The sequence below is a fragment of the Vibrio toranzoniae genome, from assembly GCF_024347655.1.
Lineage (GTDB): Bacteria > Pseudomonadota > Gammaproteobacteria > Enterobacterales > Vibrionaceae > Vibrio > Vibrio toranzoniae.
Map to the genome: position 1 here is coordinate 1,979,072 of NZ_AP025514.1, position 17,178 is coordinate 1,996,249.

Annotated in this window: 16 protein-coding genes; 8 read left to right on the plus strand and 8 right to left on the minus strand. The window is 44.1% G+C overall.

Features of this window, described 5'->3' with window-relative positions; genetic code table 11:
* Positions 1-28: 28 nt before the first annotated feature.
* From OCU50_RS08755 to pspA, 6 genes are all read right to left on the minus strand, one after another.
* Positions 29-3,139 (minus strand): efflux RND transporter permease subunit, encoded by a 3,111-nt coding sequence (locus tag OCU50_RS08755; protein WP_060468005.1) that lies wholly within the window; start codon positions 3,137-3,139, stop codon positions 29-31.
* Positions 3,132-4,217 carry an efflux RND transporter periplasmic adaptor subunit gene (locus tag OCU50_RS08760; protein ID WP_060468006.1) on the minus strand — a complete coding sequence of 362 codons (1,086 nt, stop codon included), beginning with the start codon at positions 4,215-4,217 and terminating at the stop codon, positions 3,132-3,134. The genes OCU50_RS08755 and OCU50_RS08760 overlap by 8 nt, the downstream gene beginning before the upstream one ends.
* A gap of 1 nt (position 4,218) precedes the next feature.
* Positions 4,219-5,253, minus strand: coding sequence for an efflux RND transporter periplasmic adaptor subunit (locus OCU50_RS08765; RefSeq protein ID WP_060468007.1), 1,035 nt, complete (start codon positions 5,251-5,253; stop codon positions 4,219-4,221).
* 157 nt (positions 5,254-5,410) lie between these two features.
* The gene (gene pspC / locus OCU50_RS08770) at positions 5,411-5,797 is read right to left on the minus strand and encodes an envelope stress response membrane protein PspC (protein WP_060468008.1); all 387 of its coding nucleotides are present in this window, start codon (positions 5,795-5,797) and stop codon (positions 5,411-5,413) included.
* A complete protein-coding gene (pspB, locus tag OCU50_RS08775) occupies positions 5,790-6,023 on the minus strand; it encodes an envelope stress response membrane protein PspB (protein ID WP_004734605.1) in 234 nt (77 codons plus the stop codon). Before pspB ends, pspC begins: the two co-directional genes overlap by 8 nt.
* A gap of 14 nt (positions 6,024-6,037) precedes the next feature.
* Positions 6,038-6,709, minus strand: coding sequence for a phage shock protein PspA (pspA, locus tag OCU50_RS08780; RefSeq protein WP_060468009.1), 672 nt, complete (start codon positions 6,707-6,709; stop codon positions 6,038-6,040).
* A gap of 272 nt (positions 6,710-6,981) precedes the next feature.
* On the opposite strand from pspA, the gene pspF reads away from it, so the two are divergent.
* The 7 genes from pspF (at position 6,982) to OCU50_RS08815 (ending at position 14,227) form a co-directional block, all read left to right on the plus strand.
* A complete protein-coding gene (gene pspF / locus OCU50_RS08785; protein WP_060468010.1) occupies positions 6,982-8,004 on the plus strand; it encodes a phage shock protein operon transcriptional activator in 1,023 nt (340 codons plus the stop codon).
* A gap of 102 nt (positions 8,005-8,106) precedes the next feature.
* The gene (gene sapA, locus OCU50_RS08790; protein ID WP_060468011.1) at positions 8,107-9,729 is read left to right on the plus strand and encodes an ABC transporter substrate-binding protein SapA; all 1,623 of its coding nucleotides are present in this window, start codon (positions 8,107-8,109) and stop codon (positions 9,727-9,729) included.
* Positions 9,729-10,691 carry an ABC transporter permease gene (locus tag OCU50_RS08795; RefSeq protein ID WP_060468012.1) on the plus strand — a complete coding sequence of 321 codons (963 nt, stop codon included), beginning with the start codon at positions 9,729-9,731 and terminating at the stop codon, positions 10,689-10,691. Before sapA ends, OCU50_RS08795 begins: the two co-directional genes overlap by 1 nt.
* Positions 10,678-11,565, plus strand: a complete 888-nt coding sequence (sapC, locus tag OCU50_RS08800) for a putrescine export ABC transporter permease SapC (RefSeq protein ID WP_017057092.1) — start codon at positions 10,678-10,680, stop codon at positions 11,563-11,565. The genes OCU50_RS08795 and sapC overlap by 14 nt, the downstream gene beginning before the upstream one ends.
* On the plus strand, positions 11,565-12,566 hold the full coding sequence (locus tag OCU50_RS08805) for a peptide ABC transporter ATP-binding protein (RefSeq protein ID WP_060468013.1): 1,002 nt from the start codon (positions 11,565-11,567) through the stop codon (positions 12,564-12,566). Before sapC ends, OCU50_RS08805 begins: the two co-directional genes overlap by 1 nt.
* Entirely contained in the window at positions 12,563-13,345 is a 783-nt protein-coding gene (locus tag OCU50_RS08810) for a peptide ABC transporter ATP-binding protein (protein ID WP_017057090.1), read from the plus strand. The genes OCU50_RS08805 and OCU50_RS08810 overlap by 4 nt, the downstream gene beginning before the upstream one ends.
* An 81-nt stretch (positions 13,346-13,426) precedes the next feature.
* Entirely contained in the window at positions 13,427-14,227 is an 801-nt protein-coding gene (locus tag OCU50_RS08815; protein ID WP_060468014.1) for a DUF2927 domain-containing protein, read from the plus strand.
* A 98-nt stretch (positions 14,228-14,325) separates the two neighbouring features.
* On the opposite strand, the gene OCU50_RS08820 is transcribed toward OCU50_RS08815, so the two are convergent.
* Both OCU50_RS08820 and OCU50_RS08825 read right to left on the minus strand, forming a co-directional pair.
* Entirely contained in the window at positions 14,326-14,715 is a 390-nt protein-coding gene (locus OCU50_RS08820; protein WP_017057088.1) for a DUF2750 domain-containing protein, read from the minus strand.
* 141 nt (positions 14,716-14,856) lie between these two features.
* The gene (locus tag OCU50_RS08825) at positions 14,857-15,762 is read right to left on the minus strand and encodes a manganese-dependent inorganic pyrophosphatase (RefSeq protein ID WP_060468015.1); all 906 of its coding nucleotides are present in this window, start codon (positions 15,760-15,762) and stop codon (positions 14,857-14,859) included.
* A gap of 201 nt (positions 15,763-15,963) precedes the next feature.
* Between OCU50_RS08825 and OCU50_RS08830 the strand changes: the two genes are divergently transcribed.
* Positions 15,964-17,172 carry a putative manganese transporter gene (locus tag OCU50_RS08830; RefSeq protein ID WP_060468016.1) on the plus strand — a complete coding sequence of 403 codons (1,209 nt, stop codon included), beginning with the start codon at positions 15,964-15,966 and terminating at the stop codon, positions 17,170-17,172.
* Positions 17,173-17,178 lie beyond the last annotated feature (6 nt).

Sequence of the window (17,178 nt, forward strand, 5' to 3'; positions counted from 1 at the left end):
GGGGCACTATTTCAAAGGTTAATTGCCGTTAAGCCACTTTAATCTTGTGGAATAGACGATACAACACAGGTACTACGATTAGCGTCAGTACCGTCGCAAAGCCCAAACCAAACATAATGGTTACTGCCATTGGTTTGAAGAAGATATCTGGTAATAGCGGGATCATACCTAAAATAGTTGTGATCGCCGCCATACATACCGGACGCACACGGCTTAATGCCGCATCAACAACCGCGACATACGGATCTTTACCCGACTTCATCTCAATCTCAATTTGATCAAGTAGTACGATACCGTTCTTCAAAAGCATCCCAGATAGACTCAAGAAACCCAACAGCGCCATAAAGCCAAATGGTGTATTCAAGGCTAATAAGCCTGTCGTCACCCCTATTAACGCCAATGGAACCGTTAACCAAACAATTAAAGGCTCTTTCACTGAGTTAAATAAGAACACGGTAATTAAGAACATGAACAAATAGCCAAGAGGCATGGTTGTGAACAGTGATGCTTGTGCATCTGCTGACGATTCATATTCACCACCCCACTCAAGTGAGTAACCCGGTGGCATCTCAATCGCTTCAATTTGTGGTTGTAATCGTTTTTGCAGAGTCGAAGCGGTTTCTTCACCCAAAAGGTCATTATCGGCCATTACCGTTAACATGCGCTTACGGTTCTTACGAATGATCAGTGGATCTTCCCATTCCAGCTCGTAGCCTAACGTTATTTGTTGCAGTGGGATGTATTCACTTAATGCCGGGCTCCAGATCTTCATGCCTTCGATGTTACGAATGTCGACACGCTCACCTTCAGGCAAACGCGCGACAATGGGCATCAGCGTAGTACCATCACGGTACACACCAATCGATTTACCAGAGAAAGACATCGCGAGGAAATCATCAACGTCTGATTTTGTAATACCATAACGGCGTGCTTGGCTTTCATTGAACTGAGGTTCTAGCACCTTGGTTCTTTCACGCCAATCGTGACGAATGTTAAATGCACCTTTGTCGGCGCGCATGATATCCATCACTTGAGCTGCAATTGAGCGTAATACCGTTGGATCAGAACCTACAATTCGTGCTTCAATTTTCGCACCGCCACCAGGGCCTAATTCGATTTGTTTGAGCTTGTAGTCGATTTCAGGGAACTGACCATTTACATGTTTACGGAAACGCAGCATCAACCCTTCAAGTACTTCGTAACTTTTCACACGAACCGTTATCTCGCCATATGCGCTATAACTTTTCTCTGGTGAGTAAGTCAGCATGAAGCGTTGTAGACCTTTACCTGCCGTCGTCGTGATATGATCAACTTCTCCCTGCTTTGCTAACCAACTTTCAAGTACCTTAAGCTTGGTGTTGGTCGCACGAATATCGCTCCCTTCCGGCATCCACACATCCACTTGGAACATTGGTGTGGTTGAAGATGGGAAGAAGGCCTGTTTCACAAAACCAAAACCATAAACACTCGCCCCCAAACCGATAATCAAAACGAGCATGGTGAGCCACGCACGCTTCATACAGAACTCAAGGAAGTTTTTATAGATAACAAAAACCATCCCATTGTATGGGTCTTTGCCTTCGTTATCAGGGTCAACCTTTTGACCTTTGAAGAACATGTCAGCAAAGAAAGGCGTAATTGAGATAGCAGTAAACCAACTCAGCATTAACGAGACAAGTAGCACCGTAAATAAGGTGCCACAATATTCACCAGTTGAGTCTTCAGACAAGCCAATAGGAGCAAAAGCGGTGACTGCAATAACCGTTGCACCCAACAATGGCCACTTGGTCTGAGTAACGATATCGGTGGCGGCCTGCATCCTGGTTCGCCCCTTCTGCGTGCCGATCAATACTCCTTCCACCACCACAATGGCATTATCCACCAGCATCCCCAAGGCGATAACCAACGCGCCTAATGAAATACGTTGAAGGTCGATCTTGAGGTATTGCATGAAAATGAAGGTACCGAAAACAGTCAATAGCAGTATTAAACCGATCAGAAGACCCGACCGTAGCCCCATGAAGAACAAGAGAACCACAATCACGATCGCAACCGCTTGCCCTAAACTGACTACAAAACCGCTTACCGACTTATCGACTTCTTTTGGTTGGTTATACACCTCAGAAATGTCGATACCAACTGGCTGTTGATATTTAAGCTCTGCAAGCCGTCGGTCAAAGGCTTCCCCCACCTCAACCACGTTCACGCCCTGCGCAAATGAGACACCAAGGTTGAGGGCGAGTTTACCGTTATAGCCAATGATGTTACTCGGTACCTCAACATAGCCACGAGTGACGTCAGCTACATCTTTTAAATAGATGAGGCCTTGAGCACCACCTTCCGTCAAAATTAAATCACCGAGTTGTTCAACATTCTGGAACTCACCTGTGGGATGAATTCGAATGTACTCATCACCAATCCTTACCGCACCCGCACTTGATACAATGTTCTGAGTTGATAAAAGGTTAAATACCGTGCTCGGAGAGAGGCCCAAAGAGCTAATACGTTTCATCGATATCTCAATGAAGACTTGCTCTTGCTGTTGACCGGAAACAGAAACTTTACTGACCCCATCAACCAACTCCATCTCTCGCCTTAAATAATCAATGTAATCCAACAGCTCTTTGTAACTATAGCCATCCCCCGTCACCGCCAGCAAAATACCGTAAACGTCACCGAAGTCATCAATGACTTGAGGATCATTAACGCCGGGTGGCAGTTCCACCTTAAGATCATTCACTTTTCGGCGAAGTTCATCCCATATTTGCGGAAGGTCATCGGGACCGTAGTTATTCTTCATCGTTACCGTTACCTGAGACAGGCCACGGCTTGAGATAGAGTTCACTTCATCCACATAGGTAAGCTGTTGAATCGCTTTCTCTAGCGGATAGGTCACTTCCTCTTCCACTTGCTGAGGGGTCGCCCCAGGGTAAGAAGTCACGACCATCGCATCTTTGATAGTGAAGGCAGGATCTTCTAGACGACCCAAACCAAAGAATGCAGAAACACCACCAATAAGGAAGATCAGAGACAACATCCAGCTGATGACTTTGTTACGTATAAAATAAGAAGCAACCCCTGTGATCTGATCATCACCCTGTTGAGAGTCATTTTGGGGCTTGTTATTTACTTCACTCATTGTTCGTCTCCTGAGACAATACTTCCACTGTCATCCCATCTCGCAATCGCGATACGCCTGCAACAACGACATGCTGCCCCATTTCTAATCCTTTCATTATCTGCAATGTTTTCTGGTTTGCTTTTCCTAACACGACTTGTTGTTTCGAAACTGTCTTGTCGTCATTAAGAACCCACACATAAGAATTTTGACGAGTCAGTTCATCACCATCGGCATTAAAGACAGCTTCGATCGGAATAAGGACGCCGGCTTTTAAATCCAAACCGATATCTCGCCCATTAGAAGTGACATCAACGGCCATACCATCAAGAATCAAATCATCTTTTGGCATAGGTAAAGCTAGTGTGACGGTGAAAGTCCCAGTGCTTGGATCAGGTTCAGTCGTGAACTCCTTAATACTCGCCGTGTATTCATTACCACTAGGCACTCGAACCAAAGCTTCTACATTCGATAAAAGTTGTTCGCTTGGCTGGTTCACATAAATTTGGTCAGGTAGTTGGATAACCACTTCCACATTCTCAACACTGTGAATATTTACAACCTGTTGGCCAACCTGAATATTTTCATATTGATCAACACTGACTCGAGAGATAATCCCATCAACCGGGGCACGAATCTTAGTGAACGATAACCGTAATTTAGCAAGCTCTAATTCAGAATAAGCAATCTGACGTTGCGCGGCGATTTCATCAAACTGCGACTTCGCTAATAGCCCTTTCTTCACGAGCGGACTCGAACGTCTATATTGGCTGTTGATTACCGTGTAACGCGCCTGAGCGTTGTCTACATCCAATTGGTAATCGGTAGGATCTAACTCAGCAATGATATCTCCGGCTTTAACCCGCTCACCTTCTTTTACATCCAGCTTATTGATTTCTCCAGCGACACGAAAGCTAAGGCGGGCTTTCTCTGCAGCATTAGCCACCGCCGGGAAATAAAGCTTATCGCTAAAATCGATGACTGATATCTCGACGGCTTTAACCAAGGGCGTGTTATCCACTTCTGTCACTTGTTTATCTTCACAAGCTGTAAGTAGGGCTAAACACGACAGCCCTGCGGCTACTTTAAGTGTTTTCATGTTATAGCCCCCTTTCCTTGATCCACTCTCGGACTTTAATGCCCGGTTCAAGACCATTAACACCAGAAGTGACAATACGGTCTCCATCGTTCAGCCCAGAGACAATATGACGTTTTTCATCAATCACGATTGCCACATTCTCAACAATACCGTCATTATTGACACGCCACACTGACACATCATCACCATCGGTCATCATGGCAGAGGTTGGTATTTTGGTTGCCGCCGCGAGAGCAGACACGAGATTTACCGTGCCAGACATGCCAGGCAAAATACCGATATCGGTTGGTCTTTCCATCACCATCGTTACTTTGTATGAACTTGTTTTTGGATCCGCTTCGGTATCAACTTCTTGGAAGGTTAAAACGTAAGGATTTTCAGGGAATGCATCAAATACCATGGTTGCTTCGGTTTCAAACCCGGAAGAAAAGCGCGAGATAAGTTGATCGGGTAATAGGAAAACGACTTTAAGAACCTGATTGGTTTGAATATTCATCACACCTTGTTTCGCAGTGATATATTCATGGTTTTCAGCTGGAATGATGGAAATTGTTCCATCGTAAGGCGCGACCAGAGTCGTGTAACGCAGGTTAGCTTTAGCTTGATTAAGAACTGCTTTAGCTGAATTGTGATTAGCTTTCGCTTGGTCGAAATCTTGTTCTGATACCACGCGATCTTTACGTAGCTTGATCGCACGCTGATACTGTACATCGGCAAGCTTAAAGTTGGCCCTCGCTTGTTTCTCTAACAACTGATATTGATCTGGATTTAGTGCTGCAAGTGCGTCACCTTTGGTAACTGGTTGACCCGAAGTGACGTCAATAGTCTGAAGTAACCCGGGGACACGGAATGCAAGGACTGCTTTATTACCGGCTTCTGTGGTGGCAGGAAAGCGACGTTCAAAAGCATTGTTGCCGACAGAGACAGTGAAGAGTTTGGCGGGTCTAGATTCAGGCTCAGGTACCGGAGGAAGCTCCTTACCACACCCAAACAACCCAGCGATGGCTGTCAATAGGACTACGGAGGCTCTATACATTAGTAATCATCCATAACTATAAATATTTTTATAACATAGATTAATCACATGTAACTTACCAATTATCGTAAGATTTATTTAGACAAAATTATCAAAAATAATAATGGTTTAGGATCAGCCGTCCCAAACCATTATCTAATATTTTTAGGTTTTACTACTACATTCTCTTAAATTCGCGGTCGACTTTAAAAGTATCTGAGGTGACATAGGCTTCCATGTTGCGCACACTCGTCTCTAACTTCTGGAAATCACTTTCTAGAGTGCCCAATAAAGACTCGGCTGTTTGTCCTTTTTCCCAAGGTTTTTGCTTCAATGTATGCTCTTGCTTGGCTTTCATTTCATCGACATACTGGGACGGTTGTTTTTCAAGCATGAACGTCAAAGCTAAATACGCGAGTAAAACGAGGAAGCTGCCTCCAAGCAGTGCGGCAGAGATAACCAAGATACGAACCAACCAAACTTCCAGGCCAAAGTAGTTCGCTAAACCTGCACACACCCCAGACAATTTGCCGTTGATTGGATCGCGATACAGTTCTTTACTCATAGTTTCGCCTCCAGTTAGGTGACTCCGCATCCAGTATTTTTTCTAGCGTTTTCACTCGGTCTTGCATAGATTCAGCTTGAGCTGAAAGCTTGTGCAAGCGCTGAAGATCCGTTTCAGAAAGACCGTTACTGGATTTCTTCTTGCTGCGGTAATGTAAGAATAACCATAGCGGTGCCACGAAGATCAAGAAGACAATCAGTGGACCTGCAATTAGAAATGTTGACATAGACAACTCCTAAATTATTTATCGCGGTTTTCAACTTGTTGCTTCAGTTTCGCTAGCTCTTGTTCAATTTCATCTTGAGCTTGTAGCTCTGCAAATTCTTGGTCTAGAGATTTTGCATTGCCTGTTTTTGCGTAAACGTCTGCTTCAGCTTCTAATTCATCCACTTTACGCGAGAATTGCTCAAACTTCGCCATTGCTTCGTTGGTTTTGCTTGAATGCAGGTGTTTTTGAACATCACGACGATTACTCGCGGCATTATTACGAATCATTAAAGCTTGCTGCTTTGCGCGAGTCTCGGCGATTTTGGTTTCTAGCTTACCAATCTCGCTGGTTAGCTTTTCAATCGTTTCATGAACCAAAGTTTGTTCGGTATGTAGACTCTTAAGGATGTCTTCCAGTTTTTGCTTTTCGATCAGCGCCGCTCTCGCCAAATCTTCACGTTGTTTAGTCAGTGCTAGAGTCGCTTTATTTTGCCAATCTACAATCTGCGTTTCGATAGCTTCAACTTTACGCGCTAGCTCCTTTTTGTCTGCAATGGCTTTTGCTGAGTTAGTGCGAACTTCAACCAACGTGTCTTCCATTTCTTGTATAATCAGGCGAATCATCTTTTCAGGATCTTCAGCCTTATCTAATAGTGCACTGATGTTTGAATTTACAATATCTGCAAAGCGAGAAAAAATACCCATGAGGAACTCCTTAATTACAATGACGGCAAATGTGCTTTAAATCGTTGTTCGACTTCCAATTCACTTGCTCACAAATTTACGTTTATTATTAAACCTACTGTAAGTAATCCAAGTAGCGTGCCAACTCTTAAACTATGTATAATCAGTAACTTACAATAAAATGGTGATTAATTCGAACCATGCTATGATGAATTTAGCCAAGTATTGGTATTTTTCACCACTACAGCCCTTATATGACCTCCACCAGCACTCAGCTCACACAAGGACCCGCTATGCAGCAGAATCTCATTGGTGAATCACCTAGCTTTCTCTCAGTTTTAGATAAAGTTTCTCAATTAGCACCAATCGAAAGACCCATTCTGATCATTGGAGAACGCGGTACTGGTAAAGAACTGATCGCTCAACGGCTCCATTATCTGTCTAAGCGCTGGGATCAACCGTTGATATCCCTAAACTGCTCAACACTCAGTGAAGGGTTGATTGACTCTGAATTATTTGGGCATGAATCGGGCTCTTTCACTGGCTCAAAAGGGCGTCATCAAGGACGCTTTGAAAGAGCCGAAGGTGGTACACTGTTTCTTGATGAGCTAGCCACAACTCCTCTTGCTGTTCAAGAGAAGCTATTACGCGTTATTGAATACGGACAATATGAACGTGTTGGCGGTCAAAAGGCGCTCAGTGCTAATGTAAGATTGGTGTGTGCGACCAATGCAGACTTGCCAGATATGGCATTAAAAGGCGACTTTAGGCCGGATCTATTAGATAGACTAGCGTTTGACGTTATTACTATCCCACCGCTTCGTGAACGTAAAGAAGACATCACATTGCTGGCCGAATATTACGCCATCAAGATGTGTCGAGAATTAGAGCTAGAGCTATTTGTCGGCTTTACCACTTCAGCCGTTGAAACGTTGTTAGATTATTCTTGGCCGGGAAATGTCAGAGAACTCAAGAACGTCATTGAACGAGCAGTCTATCAACACGGTAAAAATCCATATCCTATTGAATCTTTGGTGTTCAACCCATTTAAACCAGTATGGCAAACTGAGCAGGTTTCAACTCAAGAAATTGGCAATGAGCCATCCAGCGACCATACTTCACCTGAAGAACCATTTCCTCTGCCACTTGACTACAAAGCGTGGCAAGAACAACAAGACATTAAGCTACTCAATCAAGCTTTAAAACAAAGTAAATTCAATCAAAAACAGGCTGCAGAATTACTTGGGCTGACCTACAACCAACTAAGAGGTATGGTAAGGAAGTACGCGATTGTCGGATCGGTTAACGACAAATAGCTGACCACACAGGATTATTATTTGGAGCAGAATAAATAAAATGTTAAATTATGCGGATCTTGAGGCTCTTCTAATGCCTCGTTTCGAAAAGTATTTCTTTTTATGAATGCACTAATAAAACTATCACTGAGCATCTGTACGCTGAGCTTTTTAGCTGGATGTGGTGAGAGTGTGGATCACGAGAAAATTCGAGAGAAAGGCTTCGTTTATTGCGGCCAAGGTAATCCTACTACCTTCAACCCACAGCTGGTTGATAGTGGAATTACGTCAGAGTCGCTGAGCCCTCAAATCTTCGATACACTGCTAACTCTCGACCCTATGACTTATCGACCAAAACAGAACTTAGCAACAAGTTGGTCTGTCGATAAAACGGGTATGGAATACACTTTCACACTGCGTCCTAACGTTTCGTTTCAAACCACAGATTGGTTTACCCCGACTCGCAGTATGAACGCACAAGATGTGGTCTTCAGTTTTGAGCGTGTTATTGATAGTTCGAACCCATTCCACTATGTGGGTGGCGGTCTATACCCATGGTTTGCAGGAATCGATTTTAAAAACTTAATTGTCGATATCACGGCAGTTGATGACCTAACCGTTAAATTCCAACTTAGCCGTCCAGACAATTCATTCCTCAATAATATAGCCACCAGCTATGCGGTCATTCACTCCAAAGAATATGCCAATAAGCTCGTCGCTGCTGACGAGAAAAATGAAATCGATTCTAAACCGGTAGGCACCGGTCCATTCTACTTAGATGAATACCAAATCAACGACCTTGTACGCTTAAAAAAGAACAAACAGTACTGGAAGGGTGGCGTAAAAATGGACCAAGTAGTGTTCGACACATCACAACGTGGAACTGGCACACTCGCCAAACTGCTTCGTAATGAATGTGACGTGCTGAACTCGCCAATTTCTAGTCAAATCCCAATCATTCAAGCTAATGAAGAACTAGTGATTACGGCAACACCAGCGGTCAATGTCTCTTTCATTGCGCTTAATACTGAACACCCTGCACTAAGTGACTCACGAGTTCGCAAGGCGCTCAATTTAGCCATAAATCGTCAAAATATACTCGACTCTGTGTACTATGGTACGGGGACTAAAGCCTACGCGTTATTGCCACCAACATCTTGGGCTTATCAGAAAGACACCATTCAGGTTCGCTATGACCGCAATTATGCACTCGCTCTTCTTAGAGAAGCTGGCGTAGAGCCAGGATTAGAGCTTTCAATGTGGGTGCCGCTAGAACCAAGAGCTTACAACCCAAGTCCCAGAAAAACCGCAGAGCTAATCCAAGCGAACTTGGCCGATATTGGAATCGACCTCAAACTTTATACCGACGATCGTTTCGATCGTACTCAACTATCATCCATAGCATCAACAGACTTACTGCTTACAGGTTGGATAGGTAACACCGGTGACCCAGATAATTTTTTGCGCCCCCTTCTCTCTTGTAGCTCTGAACGCGCAGGCCTAAACGTCTCTATGTGGTGTAATTCAGATTTCGACTTTCTTCTGGACCTAGCGTTGGAGATCAATCAACAAAGGCACCGTGTGAATTTGTATCGACAAGCCCAAAACATTCTCAACGCTGAAGTCCCAGTGATCCCTCTAGCTCACGGTGTACAATTTAGAGTTCACGATCGTTCGCTGACCGGCTTTAAACAAAGCCCGTTCAATGCCCAACCTTTTGATCAAGTCAGAAGAGAGGTGAACTGATGTTTTGGTATACATTAAGACGTATAAACTTATTCGTTATTACTCTTGGAATTTTGACGTTAGTTGGTTTTTCATTACTTCGACTAGATCAAACCTCACCTTGGGCAATTCAAGAATTTTGGTCCGGTTGGCTCAGCTATATCACAGAGTTATCAACACTTAATTTTGGTTTAAGTAAACATGGCGTACCTATCATTGATGAGCTTGTTGTCGTATTTCCCGCGACTTTAGAACTCTGTTTTTTTGCTTTTATCTTAGCGCTGTTTATTGGTATTCCTTTTGGTACTATCGCGGGGATGAGGCAAGGTAAATTCGTCGATACTACCATCTCATTTACGTCCATGGCGGGTTACTCAGCCCCCGTGTTTTGGGTCGCACTATTGATGATTATGGTGTTTTCACTGCATTTTGAAATATTCCCAGTCGGGGGGCGATACGATCTACTTTATGAGATTGAGCACGTAACAGGTTTTGCGATGATTGATACTTTCTTTGCAGAAGGTAAGTATCGAGCCCATGCCCTGCAAAGTGTTCTTGAACACATGGCGTTGCCTTGCCTTGTTTTGGCATTAGCTCCGACGACTCAAGTTATCCGACTGATGAGATCATCAGTTGCAGAAGTGATGACACAAAACTATATCCGAGCAGCACGAATTAAAGGCCTTTCGACGAGAGAAATTGTCATGCAGCACGTATTAAGAAATGCGATCCCACCGATCATTCCAAAAGTCGGTGTTCAGCTGTCGAGTATGTTAACACTGGCGATCATTACAGAGTCCATTTTTAACTGGCCGGGTATTGGTCGTTGGTTGTTAGATGCCCTATCCAACCAAGATTACGTTTCTATTCAAGCAGGCGTCATCGTGGTAGCAACCCTAGTTCTGACCGCTAATATTCTTTCAGATCTACTGGGAGCGATGATCAATCCTCTGGTAAGAAAGGAATGGTATGCTAACAAATAACATCTACCAAGAAGAGCAAATTCCAACCCAGTTTGAGCGTTTCTGGCGAAGCTTTCGTGCGAACAACCTCTCGATGTTTGGCTTGTGGTGCTTAGCTTTGATCATTCTAGTGACAATTACTTCACCTTGGTTAGCACCTCATGACGCTCAAGAGCAGACGGGGCATTTGTTGACCCCGCCCTCTTGGGATCCAACAGGCACCGTTGAGTATTTCTTAGGTACTGATGACTTAGGACGAGATATCCTTTCGCGCCTCATCATTGGCTCACAGTTGACGTTTGGTGCCGCTGTTATTATTACCTTCATTGCTGCTGTGATCGGTTGTTTGATTGGTGTCTTCGCGGGGATGACGCGCGGTCTCCTATCAAGTACTTTGAATCACTTGCTAGATACAGTGATGTCAATCCCATCTTTGCTACTCGCCATTATTTTCGTAGCATTCCTTGGCTTTGGTGAATTTAATATATTCCTCGCACTCTGTTTGGCACTGATACCACGCTTTATTCGCTCTGTTTACATTGCAGTGCATGCAGAGGTTGAGAAAGACTATATTCTGGCTTCTCGCCTCGATGGTGCGAACAACTTTTATCTATTATGGAATTCAATCGTTCCGAATATTCTTACCGTGGTTGCGCTTGAGATAACACTCGCATTGTCGGTAGCAATCCTCGACATCACAGCGCTCGGTTTTTTAGGCTTAGGAGCACAAGCTCCAAGCACTGAATGGGGGGCTATCTTAGGTGATTCAGTTGAGCTTATTTACTTAGCACCATGGACAGTCACCCTACCTGGTTTAGCGATTATGTTTACTGTTATTGTTATTAACCTTGTAGGTGAAGGTGTTCGCCAAGCTTTAAACGCAGGAATCGAATAATGCCGTTACTTGATATTCGACATTTGACTATCGAAATTGAAACCCCTCAAGGGCTTGTTAAAGCGGTTGACCGCATGAGCCTTACTCTTAACGAAGGGGAAATTCGTGGTCTCGTAGGAGAGTCCGGCTCAGGTAAAAGTTTGGTTGCAAAAGCGATTGTTGGCGTTTGTAAAGAGAACTGGAAGGTATCTGCCGATCGAATGCGTCTTGGTAATATTGATCTCTTGCAACTGACGCCCAAAGAACGGCGCAGGGTGATTGCACGCGATATCGCAATGATCTTTCAAGAGCCATCTTCTTGTCTCGACCCTTCGGAAAAAGTCGGTCGTCAACTTATCGAATCAATTCCTTCCCATTCATTTGAAGGAAAATGGTGGCAAAGGTTTAAGTGGCGTAAGAAACAAGCTATCACCTTACTTCATAAAGTCGGTATCAAAGATCACTCTCGCTTGATGGACAGTTATTCTTATGAGCTTACCGATGGGCAGTGTCAAAAAGTGATGATTGCCATGGCGATTGCGGCTAAACCAAAAATATTAATCGCTGATGAACCGACCAACGATTTAGACCCAATTACACAGTCTCAAATATTGCGCTTATTGAGCCGAATGAACCAGCTCAATAACACGACCATCGTGCTAATCGGCCATGATTTAACCACCATTACACAATGGGCAACGCGTATTACTGTCATGTACTGTGGCCAATCAGTCGAATCTGCAGATACCCAGAAGTTACTAGATGCGCCTAAGCATCCCTATACTGTTGCTTTGCTTAAAGCGATGCCAGATTTCAACGATTGGATACCTCATAAAGAGAAGTTGCAATCACTACCGGGGTCTATCCCTCCACTACAGCATCTTCCTATCGGTTGCCGATTGGGACCTCGTTGTCCCTACGCACAAAGGCAATGTGTTGAGATTCCTTACACCAAACGAATTAAAAGCCATAAGTTTAATTGTCATTTTCCTCTAAATATGGAGAAGAAAAAGAAATCATGAGTGCTTTATTAGAAGTCAATGAATTATCTAAAGACTTTACGACACGCTCCGGTCTTTTCCGTAAAAAGATTCACCAGGCAGTTAAACCTGTAAGTTTCACTCTTGAAGCTGGCCAAACCATTGGGTTTATCGGTCAAAATGGCTCTGGTAAGTCAACATTGGCGCGAATGCTGGCAGGCATGGTTGAGCCAACAGGGGGCGAAATTCGTGTGAATGGTGAAAAGCTGGAGCACAAAGACTACTCAACTCGCTGTAAACTGATTCGAATGATCTTCCAAGATCCGAACACATCACTAAACCCGCGAATTCAGATTGGCCTAATTCTTGAGGGTCCGTTAAAAAGAAACACTAACATGCCGCCAGAAGCACGTATGCGCCGTGTGAGAGACACACTATTACGAGTTGGCCTCTTGCCTGAACATGCTTACTTTTATCCACAAATGCTGGCTGCGGGTCAAAAACAGAGGGTTTGTTTGGCTCGAGCCTTGATACTTCAGCCATCCATCATTGTGGCAGATGAAGCGTTGAATGGTTTAGACATGGCCATGCGCTCTCAGATCATTAACCTATTCTTAGAGCTGCAAGAAGAAATGGGGGTATCGTTTGTGTACGTATCTCAGCACATAGGTATCATTAAACACATCACCGATAAGATCATCGTCATGCACGAAGGCAGTGTGGTTGAAGCGGGTGATACACATGAAGTCTTAACCAATCCAAGCCATCAGATCACACAAAGGTTAGTGGAAAGCCATTTCTTCAAAGCACCCAATCACTAGCTTATCGCCTAAGCTCCCATCTCTACCATAATTGAGAGGTGGGAGAACAGATTCAATATTGACCTCAAAGAGGAGAAACACGTGCTGAGACGAACTTCAATTTTCGCACCACTCCTATTCTTGGTATTTCCCCTATTAACATTGCTTTCTTTCAACGTTGTCAGCACTCCGCTGACTTGGCTTGATAAAACGTTTGTCGAAAATGCATTTTACGATGTTGCGCTCCAACACGAATACTCCCAAGGAAATAAACCTCTCGCCAAATGGAAACAGCCAATCAACATATGGGTCGATCACCGAGTCGGCGATAAAGTACTGCATCAAGAGCTGACAGAGCTTCATATCCGACACTTATCCGAAGTCACCCAACACCCCATCAAAATCGTCAGCAAAGAATCTGAAGCCAACATTAAGTGGATATACACGAGACAAAGCAAGTGGATAGCTGAAGCCAAAACCATCCTCAAGCTAAAATCGACTCAACACTTAAACAGCGCCATCTGCACTGCAGGTTATCGAACTAATTTGAAAGGTGAGATTGTTTACGCTGGGATTGTAATACCGGTTGATCAAGCAAGGTCGCGGGGTAAGCTAATCGCCTGTATCGTAGAAGAGATCACACAAGTTCTAGGCCTACCGAATGATTCAGATAAAGCCTACCCTTCTATTTTCAACGACCACACACCAGAAGACTTATTATCGCCCTTAGATGTAGTGCTGCTGCAACTGCTGTATGAACCAGAATTGAAAGCTGGAATGACAAAATCTGAAGTAAAACCTATCGTTCGAAAGATACTCAAGAGATACAGCAAAACAGGTGTGCTTCAACAAGCTTCTAAAGGCGCACAGCAAGCGCCGTTGTATCAGTTGATTGGGTATTGACGAAAATAAGTTGGAAGCAACTTAGATTGGATAATTGAATGATAGCGCTGCCTAAGAAAGGCAACGCTGACTTACGATGTTACTGTATTACGAAAGAACTAGCGCTTAGCAGCCTGCTTTTTCAATTCGAAGTCGAACTCATCAGGGAACAAGATAACGCCCTCTTCTTGTTCGTTCGGGAATACCACCACAGCAAGTTCATCCTCCTCTAAACCGTTAGTCCAACGGCTATGCCATTTATTCAACGAGATAGACTCAGGTTTACATTCAGACCAATCCCCCGTAGCCCAAGACTCAGCAAACTCTTGATTTGGCCATACTGGAACACAGTCTTCGTCTTCTGTGTTTAGCATTACACAACCGTGCTCATCGGTTAAGATCCATACTTCACGGTTTGCTACGATTTCTTTCACACAGTATTTAAGGCGTTGCTCACCCGTATACTTATTAATTTCAGCGATTTTTTTATCGTCTAGCTGTGTAGTCATCTTAATTTCCTACGTTAGTCAGTAACTTTGTTCATTTTATGCTGAGTAGTATTAACTTCAAATATTTCTATTGAGAAGAAAGGCTACTTCAAAGAAAAACGCCTGCTAAATAAGCAGGCGTTTGTTATTTAAGTGACTTGATTAAACAAGCTCACCTTGTAGCCAAGGCCAGCCTTGCTTCTTACGGCTTAGTGTATTTTCCATCATCAATACGCCGTCTTTCTCGTGCTTAACCAATTTCTCAGCCCACTCACCTTTGTAAAGAAGGCGAGTTTGCGCAGTAGTGATGTCCGTTAGCATTACCGCAGCAAATGCTAGACCGTCTTTCTCACAACGCTCTTCAAGATCAGCTTCTAGAGCTTCAATCATGCCGTCTACTTGCTCAAGAGTCGCAAGTTCAACTTGACCAACAACAACATCGCGGCCGTTGAATGGGTAGCCTTTAAGGTCTTTCTCTACTAGCTCTGCAGCAGATAGGCCTTCGATGTTTGTCTTAGCGATTAGAAGTGCTTTGATGAATGCATCAACGTCTTCTACCCCTGCGATTTCAGCAAGTTCAGCAACCGCGTCTTTGTCTTTTTGAGTACATGTTGGAGAAGCGAAACCAACGGTGTCTGAAAGAATTGCAGACATCATTAGCTTAGCGATTTGTTGAGAGATAGCGTGACCTTCAATCTTGAACATGTTGAAAAGTACAGTGTTTGTACAACCAACAGGCCAGATCCAAGCTTCCATAGGGTTAACTGTCATCACGTCACCTAGACGGTGGTGATCGACAATACCTACGATCTCTGCATCAGCAACATCGTCTGGTGCTTGTGCTAGATCTGAGTAGTCAACTAGCCAGATTTTCTCACCAGCAACAGAAGTACGAAGCTCTGGTTTTTCAGCACCAGCGACTTCTAGAATGTGTTGAGTTTCGCGGTTGATCTCGCCTTGGCGAATTGGTGTCGCTTCCTCGCCACGAGCTTTAAGAAGCTCTGTTGCAACTAACGCACTACAAATACTGTCACTATCAGGGTTTTTGTGACCAACAACTAAAATCATGTTTCTTCCTATTACACTAACAATTATGACTCTACCTTTAGAGCCTCTCTTTATTAGCCATACTTTACCTCATTTTTTTAGATTGGTCATGTTTCCTAGGTTTAGCCAATGGTATCAATAGATAAAAAAACAACAAACGCAATTGATAATTATTATCATTCGTATATATTTATATTAAGCCACTAATTTTGGGTAACACCTATGGATCGACTAATCTCTTTTTTGCCAAGCAGTCGTGCTTCGAAAACAACTCAGTTTTCACTGTCATTTAAGCGACTGCTACTGCCTATATCACTTGCCGCCCTAGTTGCAGCTCCAGCCACACGAGAATTGACAGTCACTACCCTGTCAGACGCGTTTTGGGCCGTGTCTTGTTATGTCGCTTTAACCTTGGCTATTTACCACTGGTTAAGCCTTTACATCAACAAAGACAACGTCTTCAATAAGCTCGTGCATCAATCTCGTTCGAATCAAGTGGTGTTTGCTGCGCTAATGGGTGCATTGCCTGGTTGTGGTGGTGCGATAGTCGTTACTACGCAATTTATATCCGGCAAGCTCGGGTTTGGTGCGGTTGTTGCTGTTCTTGTCTCCACCATGGGCGATGCCGCCTTCTTGTTGATAGCAAGTGAACCCAAAACCGGTTTAGCCATGATGGCAATGGGCGTGATTGTGGGCACGGCGTCAGGCCGAATCATTAACCTGTTCCATGCGGATGACTTTTTACGTCCAAAACAGGCAGAGAAGAATGAAACGGTACATAGCCGCTCACCTCAAGACAAAGAAGCCGTTTCTAAAAAAGCGATCAACCTACAGGGCTACCTGTGGTCGGTGTTGATTATTCCCGGCGCTGCAGTGGCGCTACTTGGCTCTTTTCAAGTGGATGTCAACGAGTTACTCGCGTTGCCTGAAATGTCGATGGAATGGGCGGGAACAATTTTACTGATTAGCTCAATGTTTCTATGGGGTCTCACTCGAGAAATAGAAGATTACCAATCAGCCGTCAGTGAAGATGAGAAGTGTGTAGGCTCTCATCCACTGCAGAAAACTGCTCAAGACACCAATTTCGTAACAGCTTGGGTTGTGGTTGCCTTTCTTTTCTTTGAATTTGGCTCAGTGCTAGCAAATGTAGATTTTGCGACGCTATTCTCAAGTTGGGGGATCATGCTCCCCCTGGCGGGCGTATTGATGGGTTTGCTACCTGGCTGTGGACCACAATTATTGGTCACTAGCTTGTACCTTTCCGGCGCACTGCCACTTTCGGCTCAGGTTGGCAATGCTATTTCAAATGATGGTGATGCGCTATTCCCTGCGATTGCCATGGCACCTAAAGCAGCGCTTATCGCGACGGTGTACTCCAGTGTCCCCGCTTTGATTTGTGCATACGGTTATTGGTTTATGTTCGAACTTTAGGTTTAC